The 7,469-nt window shown below is 59.3% G+C and carries 8 protein-coding genes; 7 read left to right on the forward strand and 1 reads right to left on the reverse strand.

Annotated elements, in window-relative coordinates; all coding sequences use genetic code 11:
- Positions 1-20 precede the first annotated feature (20 nt).
- Genes AC2FH8_RS13380 through AC2FH8_RS13405 form a run of 6 tightly spaced genes read left to right on the forward strand, consistent with a single transcriptional unit; the run spans position 21 to position 5,597 of the window.
- The gene (locus AC2FH8_RS13380; protein WP_496689967.1) at positions 21-1,175 is read left to right on the forward strand and encodes an LLM class flavin-dependent oxidoreductase; all 1,155 of its coding nucleotides are present in this window, start codon (positions 21-23) and stop codon (positions 1,173-1,175) included.
- A complete protein-coding gene (locus tag AC2FH8_RS13385; protein WP_496689968.1) occupies positions 1,175-2,065 on the forward strand; it encodes an aldo/keto reductase in 891 nt (296 codons plus the stop codon). Before AC2FH8_RS13380 ends, AC2FH8_RS13385 begins: the two co-directional genes overlap by 1 nt.
- Complete coding sequence (locus tag AC2FH8_RS13390) at positions 2,065-2,580, forward strand: flavin reductase family protein (RefSeq protein ID WP_185956692.1); 516 nt, start codon at positions 2,065-2,067, stop codon at positions 2,578-2,580. The genes AC2FH8_RS13385 and AC2FH8_RS13390 overlap by 1 nt, the downstream gene beginning before the upstream one ends.
- Before the next feature lie 53 nt (positions 2,581-2,633).
- Positions 2,634-3,221 carry a TRAP transporter small permease gene (locus tag AC2FH8_RS13395; RefSeq protein ID WP_496689969.1) on the forward strand — a complete coding sequence of 196 codons (588 nt, stop codon included), beginning with the start codon at positions 2,634-2,636 and terminating at the stop codon, positions 3,219-3,221.
- A complete protein-coding gene (locus tag AC2FH8_RS13400; protein ID WP_142637247.1) occupies positions 3,222-4,511 on the forward strand; it encodes a TRAP transporter large permease in 1,290 nt (429 codons plus the stop codon). It begins immediately after the preceding gene.
- 24 nt (positions 4,512-4,535) lie between these two features.
- Positions 4,536-5,597 (forward strand): TRAP transporter substrate-binding protein, encoded by a 1,062-nt coding sequence (locus tag AC2FH8_RS13405; RefSeq protein ID WP_142637250.1) that lies wholly within the window; start codon positions 4,536-4,538, stop codon positions 5,595-5,597.
- A 30-nt stretch (positions 5,598-5,627) separates the two neighbouring features.
- Here the strand turns inward: AC2FH8_RS13405 and AC2FH8_RS13410 are convergent, their stop codons facing one another.
- Positions 5,628-6,098, reverse strand: a complete 471-nt coding sequence (locus AC2FH8_RS13410) for a tetratricopeptide repeat protein (RefSeq protein WP_282022003.1) — start codon at positions 6,096-6,098, stop codon at positions 5,628-5,630.
- Positions 6,099-6,182: 84 nt separating this feature from the next.
- Between AC2FH8_RS13410 and AC2FH8_RS13415 the strand changes: the two genes are divergently transcribed.
- On the forward strand, positions 6,183-7,382 hold the full coding sequence (locus AC2FH8_RS13415) for a cytochrome-c peroxidase (protein ID WP_282022004.1): 1,200 nt from the start codon (positions 6,183-6,185) through the stop codon (positions 7,380-7,382).
- Positions 7,383-7,469: the final 87 nt, after the last annotated feature.

A 7,469-nucleotide genomic window follows, 5' to 3' on the forward strand; every position in this document is an offset into this window, starting at 1 on the left:
CATTGCGGAGACCGACTCAGATGACGATCGTCCCAATCACCTCCCCCGATCTGAATGCGGCCGAGGTCTCGTGGTTTTCGGCTCTGTGTTCGGATGACTATCAGTTTCTGGGGATGCCCGATGGCGATCTGCGGTCCAGCTGGGACCATTGTTCCGCCATCGTGAAAGAGGCCGAGGCACAGGGGTTTCGCAACATCCTGTGCCCGTCATCCTATCAGGTCGGTCAGGACACGCTCAGCTTTGTTGCTGGATGCGCACCGATCACCGACAAGATCAACCTGCTGGCCGCGGTGCGTTGCGGTGAAATGCAGCCCATCATGCTGGCCCGCACCATCGCGACGCTGGATCACATGTTGCAGGGGCGCTTGACGGTCAACATCATCTCGTCCGATTTTCCTGGTGAAAAGGCAGACAGCGCGTTCCGTTATCAACGCTCGCGCGAAGTCGTCGAAATCCTGAAACAGGCTTGGACGCGGGATGAGATCAACCATGCGGGCGAGGTCTATAATTTCTCGGGCCTGACCACCGATCCAGCCAAACCCTATCAGACCGGCGGACCACTGTTGTATTTCGGCGGCTATTCCCCATCTGCGCTCGAACTGTGCGGAGAGCATTGCGATGTCTATCTGATGTGGCCAGAAACCAAGGATCAACTGGCCGGGCGGATGAAGGCGGTTCATGCGGTAGCCGAGAATTACAACCGGACACTGGATTACGGCTTGCGCGTTCACATGATCGTTCGCGATACCGAGGCCGAAGCGCAGGAATACGCTGATTACATCGTATCCAAGCTGGACGACGAATACGGTCGCGCCATCCGCGAACGGGCGCTGGATTCCACCTCGCTGGGTGTTGCGCATCAGGCCAAAAACCGCGATCTGGCGGATGAATACGGCTATGTCGAGCCAGGTCTTTGGACCGGCGTTGGCCGGGCGCGGTCTGGCTGCGGCGCAGCGCTTGTGGGCTCCACCGATCAGGTCATGACCAAGATTGAAGACTATCAAAAGATGGGCATCCGCGCCTTCATCTTCTCGGGCTATCCACATCTGGACGAGGCCCGCCATTTCGGTGCCCGCGTGATGCCCAACCTGAAAACCTGCTCGCTTCCCGAGGAATACGGACGCGTGCCCAAAACCATCCCAGCCACCCCGCTGGGCAACGGAGTTCGCCGCTAATGCAACGTGTAAAGCTTTCAGACACGCTGGAAATGAGCCGCCTGGTATACGGCATGTGGCGCTTGGGTGATGACAGTGACACCTCGGCGGATCATGTCGAAGCCAAGATACAAGCCTGCCTGGATCAGGGCATCACCACATTCGATCAGGCCGACATCTATGGCGGTTACGCAGCCGAGGCGGTTTTGGGCAACGCCCTGCGCGCCAATCCGGCGCTGCGCGCGCGGATGGAGATCGTCACCAAATGCGACATCGTTGCGCCGATGGGCCGATACGCAGACGCCATGGTCAAATATTATGACACATCGCGCGCGCATATCCTGAAATCCGTCGACACCTCGCTGTCCGAAATGGCAATCGACCATGTCGACCTGCTACTGATCCACCGCCCTGATCCCTTCATGGACCACCATGAGACCGGCGCAGCGCTGGACGAGGTCGTGGCCAGCGGCAAGGTGGGCGCGGTTGGCGTATCGAATTTCCGCCCGTGGGACTGGACGCTTCTGCAATCAGCGATGAAGACCCAACTGGTCACCAACCAGGTCGAGATCTCGCTGGGCGAAATCCGCCCCTTCACCAATGGCGACCTAGCGTTTCATCAACAGCATGGGCAGCCGGTGATGGCGTGGTCGCCGCTGGGCGGCGGACTGCTGATGGCCGGGAACCCTCCGGTCGGCGTGGTCGCGGATGAGATCGCCGCCGAATTCGGAGTGGACCGGGCCGCAGTGGCCGTGGCCTTCCTTCTGGCACATCCTGCAGGCATCCTGCCGGTGCTGGGCACCAACAATCTGGGCCGGATCAAACAGATTTCGGACGCCTTGAAAGTCAATCTGGATCGCGAGAGTTGGTACCGCCTTTATGAGGCGGCACTGGGCCATGAGGTACCATGATGAATGCAATGTCACAGGACATGAACCATACTTTCATCCCACACAAGGATGACACCCGAACCCTGCGCGATGCGTTTGGCCGCTTTGCCACCGGAGTTACCATCGTCACCTGCAACAGCACGGACGGTCCGGTCTGCATCACCGCCAACAGTTTTTCGTCCCTGTCGCTGGACCCGCCCCTGATCATGTGGGCCGGCGACCGCAACTCGCGCCGCTTCCCCTATTTCCACAAGGCGCGCCATTTCAGCGTTCATGTACTGTCCTCTGAACAGGCCGAGCTGTGTTTCGGCTGCTCGAAAAACGCCTTTGCGCTGCGAGACATCGCCCATGGGCATTGCTCAAATGGTACCCCTCTGCTGCCGGATTGTCTGGCACGGTTTGAATGTGAACAACACGCTTATCACGACGCAGGCGATCATGTGATCGTGGTGGGCAAAGTCCTGAAGGCCAGCATAAGCGATGGAGACGCGCTGACCTTCTATGCCGGAAAACTCGGCCAATTCGCGCAGTCCTAAGCGCGCTCTGACGACTGGGGGACAAACCCGCGGCTGACATAGGGAGGAAACGCATGGGCGGACTGGCAACGATGCTGGCGCCGATTGCATTCGTGAACGAAACCGTGCTGCGATTGGGCCGCGCGGTTGGCGTCGTTGCAATTGCATTCATGGTGACTGCAATCCTGATTCAAGTATTCTTCCGATATGTGCTGGGCAACGCACTGCCCTGGCCGGATGAGGCCGCCCGGTTCTGCATGCTCTGGATGACGGGTCTGATGGCCCCGACTGCATTTCGCCGCGGCGGGTTCGTGGCCATCGACATGGTGCCCCTGATGCTTCCGCGCGTATTGGGACAGATACTGATGCTCGCGCTGCTGTTCGTGTCACTGGCGGTGCTGCTGGTCGCGGTAAAGATCGGCTGGTCCGAAGTGACCGGGTTCGGGGGCAAATTCGCAACCGCCGCTTTGTATATTCCCACCTCATTTGGCTTTGACGAATGGTACCGCGTCCCGCGCAGCTGGATGATGGCCTCGCTGCTGGTGGGGGTGGCCCTTCTGATCGTAGTAAATGTCGAGCTGATCCTGCGCGCGATTGTCTCGCTATTGGGGGGCGCAGACCTGCTGCCTGAAATTGCCGACGCACCGGTGGGGGCTGAATAGATGTTGATTTGGTTCCTGCCCACCTTCCTTGTCTTTCTGATGATTGGCCTGCCGGTCTTTTTCGCCCTTTTGGCCGCCCCGGGTATCCTGCTGTGGCTGAATGGCCAATCCAATGACATCACCCTGCTGTACCGCAATGTCTATAACGGCATGGACAGCTTTCCCCTGATGGCAATCCCTTTCTTCATGCTGGCCGGAGAGCTAATGAACCGCGGCGGGATAACCATCCGTCTGGTGGAATTCAGCCAAGCCTTGATGGGCCATTTTCGCGGCGGGTTGGCGCATGTGAACGTGCTCAGCTCGATCCTGTTTGCGGGACTTTCAGGCTCTGCCGTGGCGGATACATCAGCGCTGGGTTCAATGCTGATCCCGGCGATGGAGAAGCAGGGCTATACCCGCAAATTTGCCGCGGCAATCACGGCGGCCAGTTCCGTCATAGGCCCGATCATCCCGCCTTCGGGCATCATGATCATCTACGCTTATGTGATGGGCGAAAGCGTTGCGGCGCTGTTTCTGGCCGGGATCGTGCCGGGCGTAATGGTTGGCGTTGGCCTGATGCTGATGATCAAATTCATGGCCGACAAGTATGATTTTCCCGTTGCCAGCCGCAAATACACATGGGGTGAACGGGGTCAGGCCAGCCTCAAGGCGTTCTTTCCACTGCTGACTCCGGTGATCATTCTGGGTGGTATTCTGGGCGGTATCTTTACACCTACCGAAGCCGCAGCAGTGGCCGTCGGCTATGCCTTTCTAATCGGCTTTTTCATCCTGCGCACCTTGACGCTCAAAGAAGTGCCCGAGATCCTCAGCAATGCCGGCCTGACCTCCGCCGTCGTTCTGCTGCTGGTGGGGGCAGCGATGGCGTTCAAAACCGTGGTCAGCCTCAGCCATGCGCCAGAACAGCTGGCCTCGCTGATCCTCAGCCTGTCGGAAAACCCGCTGATCCTGCTGTTTCTGATCAACCTGCTCTTGTTCGTTGTCGGCATGTTTCTGGATGCCGGGCCTGCGATCATCATTCTTGGGCCGATCCTGGGACCGATCTTTACCAGCCTCGGCGTCGACCCGATCCACTTTGCCATCATCATGAGCGTCAACCTGACCGTTGGTCTGGCCACACCGCCCATGGGGCTGGTGCTGTTCGTGGCCGCCGCCGTGTCGCGCGAAAAGGTTGAAACCATTGCCAAGGCGATCCTGCCGTTTCTGGCCGTCGAAATCATCGTGATCTTTCTGATCACCTACATCCCCGCATTATCCATGACGATCCCGAGGATAACGGGATTTGCCAACTAACTGAGTTCCACAGGGAGGAAACGCATGCTCAGAACCTTTATCAAAACCGCAGCGGTGGCCACGTCGCTGGTCGCCGCATCAGCCATCGCGGCCACGGCAGCGGATTATACGCTGCGCGCCACGGCCAACTCGAACGAAAATGACGAGGATTATGACGGTCTAATCGTTTTCAAGAACTATGTCGAAGCCGCTTCGAACGGCGCGATCGAGGTCGAGCTGTTCATCGGTACGCAGCTGTGTTCGAACGGCGCGGAATGCCTGCAGGGTGTGGCCGATGGAACCATCGACATCTATATCTCGACCTCGGGCGGGGCGTCAGGCATCTTTCCCTATGTCCAGGTCCTCGACCTACCCTACCTTATGGCGGATGACCGGATTGCCGAGCATGTTCTATCCGGCGATTTCACCCGCACCATGCGCGACATGGCGCTTGAGGATTCCGGCGGCGCGATCCGTCTGATGACCATCGGCAACACTGGTGGCTGGCGCAACTTTGCCAACACCCAGCGTCGCGTGGCTGAACCAGCTGATATGGAAGGGTTGAAAATCCGCACCGTGGTCGCTGACCTGCCACAAGAGCTGGTTAAAGCCTTGGGTGCATCGCCCACCCCGATCCCGTGGCCGGAACTGTTCACCAGCTTTCAAACCGGTGTGGTTGAAGGGTCCAAGAACGGCATCACCGACATCATGGGCATGAAATTCCCCGATGCAGGCCTGCAATATGTCACCCTGGACGGCCATGCCTATATGGGCGCTCTGTGGTGGATGAATAACGCCAAGTTCCAGGAGATGCCCGAAGACATGCGCCGTGTCGTGGTCGATGGGTTCTATGCGCTGCAGCAGGCCACCTTTGCCTCACCCAAGCGCAAGTCGATCCAGGCCTATGAGGATTTCGTCGCCGGTGGCGGTGATCTGTACGTGCCGACCCCCGAGCAGAAAGCCGCGTTCAAAGAGGCGGCAACCCCGGTCTACGAGTGGTTCCAAACCAACGTCGGTCGTGGTGATGAGGTCTTCACCGCGCTCACCGAAGCCGTTGCAGCGGCCGAGGCAGACGTCAACGCATCGCGTGATGCGGACCTGAACTAAGCTATGGTGCCGGGCTTTCGGGCCCGGCCCTTACCGAAACGGGTACATCCACCCTTTGTAGTCGTTGACCAGAACATGCGCTTTTTCGATCTGCTCCGGCGACATCTTCTTGACCACTTCCTCAAGGCTGATCGCCGCATCGGGATCGCCGCCAATAGCGCTGAGCGTGTACCACAAGTAGGCCCGCACCAGATCGGGCGCGGGCATGCCCAGACCCAGCTCATAATACCAGCCGATCCCCGATTGTGCGCCCGGATGCCCCTTCATCGATGCGCGCAGATACCATTCAAAGGCCCGTTCATAATCCTGCTCGACCCCAAGACCCAACCCGTACATCACGCCGATCAATTCCTCGGCCTCGGCATTGCCGGATCGGGCGGCGGGCAGCAGTTCCTCGCGCGCGGCCTCGAACGCGCCGGCCTCCATCATGTCACGCGCCTGTTCCAGCTCGGCCAGCGCAGGGGTCGCAAGCATACACAGGGCAAATACAATCTGGCGCATGGGATTGCTTTCCTTTTTGCCGGCGCGGCCGCAGCGCAAGAGCTGCCACGCCCGCTGACCGATGATGATTTCCTGTCCTTTGATATGGAACAGGCCGCCATTGGTCATCAACTGTTTTACGATCCGATCCTGTCGGGCAATCAGAACATCGCCTGCGCCCATTGCCACCACCCGGATTTCGGCACCTCCGACGGATTGTCGCTGGGCATCGGCGAAGGCGGTCAGGGGTTAGGCCCCGATCGCACGCCGGGCACTGGGTCCGACAAAATCCGCAAGCGTATTCCCCGAAATTCGCCCGGCCTTTGGAACCTCGGGGCGAAGGACATCCATACTGTTTTCCATGACGGACGACTGAGTATCTCGGATGTCTATGGCAACGGCTTCAACTCTCCGGCGCAGGAATGGTTGCCCGCGGGATTGAATTCTCTGCTGGCCGCGCAGGCGCTGTTCCCGCTGACCTCGCAGTTTGAGATGGCCGGGAATGTTGCCGAAAACCAGGTGACTGGCGCTGTGCATGACCGGATCGACAAGGGCTGGCCGATTCTGGCGAAACGCGTCCGTACCGACCCGCGATACGGCCCCGCCATGGCCCGCGCTTTTGATGAGATCGAAACGCCTGAAGACATCACCATCACCCAGATCGCCAATGCTCTGGCCGCTTTCATGGCCATCGAATGGCGCAGCACCGACAGCCCGTTTGATCAATATCTGGCTGGGAACACCGATGCTCTGACACCAACCCAAAAGTCCGGGATGGCCCTGTTCTACGGCAAGGCGCGCTGTGCCACCTGTCACTCTGGCCCGCTATTGTCGGATCAGAAGTTCCACGCGCTGGCCCTTCCGCCCTTTGGCCCCGGTCGCACCCGGCAATGGGACCCCAATGTGCGGGACGTAGGGCGCATGGGCGAAAGCGACCAGCTAGAGGATGCGTATCGCTTTCGCACCCCCATGCTGCGCAATGTCGCCCTGACCGCGCCTTATGGCCATAACGGAGCCTTTCCTGACCTCGACAGCATCATTCGCCATCATCTTAACCCGCAGGACAGCCTTGCGCATTGGACTCCCGAGATGGCCGCCTTGCCCAAAGTCCCGTGGCTGCAACAGGTTGATTTTGCGGTGTGGAACGACCGGTTCGAACTGGCGCGACAGCGTCGTCAGGTCGACATCATCCCGATGGAGCTATCAGACGTCGAGATCAGCGAGTTAGTGGCCTTCCTGAACGCCCTGACGGGCACAAGCGTGGACACGCCGCCATTTGGCGTGCCCAAGGGGTTCGAACCCTGATATCAGCCTCTTACTCTGCGGCTTCTTCGTAAGCGTCCATTGGTGGGCATGTGCAGATGAGGTTTCGGTCTCCGTATGCGTTGTCGA

The organism is Ruegeria sp. CDSC025 (genome assembly GCF_059610805.1).

What these genes read in the sequence shown, in the direction of transcription:
- AC2FH8_RS13380 (WP_496689967.1), top strand. Translation starts at nt 21, where the DNA reads ATGACGATCGTCCCAATCACCTCCCCCGATCTGAATGCGGCCGAGGTC.
- AC2FH8_RS13385 (WP_496689968.1), top strand. Translation starts at nt 1,175, where the DNA reads ATGCAACGTGTAAAGCTTTCAGACACGCTGGAAATGAGCCGCCTGGTA.
- AC2FH8_RS13390 (WP_185956692.1), top strand. Translation starts at nt 2,065, where the DNA reads ATGAATGCAATGTCACAGGACATGAACCATACTTTCATCCCACACAAG.
- AC2FH8_RS13395 (WP_496689969.1), top strand. Translation starts at nt 2,634, where the DNA reads ATGGGCGGACTGGCAACGATGCTGGCGCCGATTGCATTCGTGAACGAA.
- AC2FH8_RS13400 (WP_142637247.1), top strand. Translation starts at nt 3,222, where the DNA reads ATGTTGATTTGGTTCCTGCCCACCTTCCTTGTCTTTCTGATGATTGGC.
- AC2FH8_RS13405 (WP_142637250.1), top strand. Translation starts at nt 4,536, where the DNA reads ATGCTCAGAACCTTTATCAAAACCGCAGCGGTGGCCACGTCGCTGGTC.
- AC2FH8_RS13410 (WP_282022003.1), bottom strand. Translation starts at nt 6,098, where the DNA reads ATGCGCCAGATTGTATTTGCCCTGTGTATGCTTGCGACCCCTGCGCTG.
- AC2FH8_RS13415 (WP_282022004.1), top strand. Translation starts at nt 6,183, where the DNA reads ATGGAACAGGCCGCCATTGGTCATCAACTGTTTTACGATCCGATCCTG.